The sequence below is a fragment of the Vibrio aestuarianus genome (genome assembly GCF_012395185.1).
GTDB classification, from domain to species: domain Bacteria; phylum Pseudomonadota; class Gammaproteobacteria; order Enterobacterales; family Vibrionaceae; genus Vibrio; species Vibrio aestuarianus.
The window spans coordinates 1-1,183 of sequence record NZ_JAAZTU010000105.1; the positions used below are offsets into that span (position 1 = coordinate 1).

The 1,183-nt window shown below is 30.9% G+C and carries 2 protein-coding genes; both read left to right on the forward strand.

Annotated features, from left to right (window positions below; translation table 11 throughout):
* The first annotated feature begins 48 nt into the window (after positions 1–48).
* Positions 49–513 (forward strand): hypothetical protein, encoded by a 465-nt coding sequence (locus HGG78_RS18795; RefSeq protein WP_172533822.1) that lies wholly within the window; start codon positions 49–51, stop codon positions 511–513.
* Complete coding sequence (locus HGG78_RS18800) at positions 506–1,048, forward strand: hypothetical protein (RefSeq protein WP_172533823.1); 543 nt, start codon at positions 506–508, stop codon at positions 1,046–1,048. The genes HGG78_RS18795 and HGG78_RS18800 overlap by 8 nt, the downstream gene beginning before the upstream one ends.
* Positions 1,049–1,183: the final 135 nt, after the last annotated feature.

The following is a 1,183-nucleotide window of genomic DNA, read 5'->3' on the forward strand; positions in this document are numbered from 1 at the left end:
GTATTCCTATAAATGTAGGAAACTACATAACAAACAAGGAATATTAAAATGAATACACTAACAAAAATAAAACAATTGCTTTCAAATACAGAGCTTGCAAAAACATATAGATTTAGAGGGATGTGGAAAAGTCCAATCTTCTTTATATTAGCATTATTTATAAGCCAGATTTATTCACCATTAGAACAACCCGAAACATGTATATATTTAGCATTACTTACTACTTACATGTATTTAATTTTCATTCGTTCATTCAATGATAACGACAATATATTCACTTCAACACTTGGGTATATAAAGGATAACCTTCACGTTGTTCTTACAATGGTTGTAGTAACTTTCTTTGAGGTTCTATACATCTGGTCATACTCCCCAAAATTTCTGATTCCAGAAAGTCTAATGGAAGCGGTTCTTCTCGGTTTACCAGCGTTTAAATTCTGCGTGTTTATCTATGCGGTAACGTTGAGCAGAATGAGAAATGAAGCGATTGAAAAGGAGGCTGATAATGTTTAAGAATCAATTTTGTCCTGTAACTTTCGGTCTTACTATCTTAATTTTCACGCTCGCAATCGGTAATGTTCACCGTGGTTTCAAAAGTGCATTTGTTTTTGAAAAAACAGAAGCAAATATTCTTAATGAGATTGTATCAATTGACATTCAAAAACAACTTCGCAGTGATTTTGCAGAAAAAGAAATTGGAAACGATGATCCATACTGCTTGAAGCTTGCATTCTCTAAAAATTACATGTTTAGCTCACGAGGCTTTGAACACTTTTTTCCTAAAATTGAATCAGGCTATTGTTCTAATAATGAAGCTTACTATCATAATATGCCTAGAGAAATACTATACCAATCAGTAAAAAAGAGATTGGTATTTTTAGAAGGAGTAGATAAAGAAAAATTTGCCTCTGGATTTGTCTCTGGATTTTCTTTTGATAGTAATGATGCGAGAGTGATAGATAGAATAAATCTTATAATAGATACCTATAAATCCCATATAAAACATCATGAATCAACTAGAACAACAATGAACAAAGGAGAATCATAATGATTGAATTCAATATAGACACATTAAACAAAATAATCAAAACATATATGCGTATATGTTTAGTGCTAATCGTTGAGCTACTTTTAATTCTTTATTCAAGCGTCCTAATTGTATTCTTTGAAAATGCATTATTAG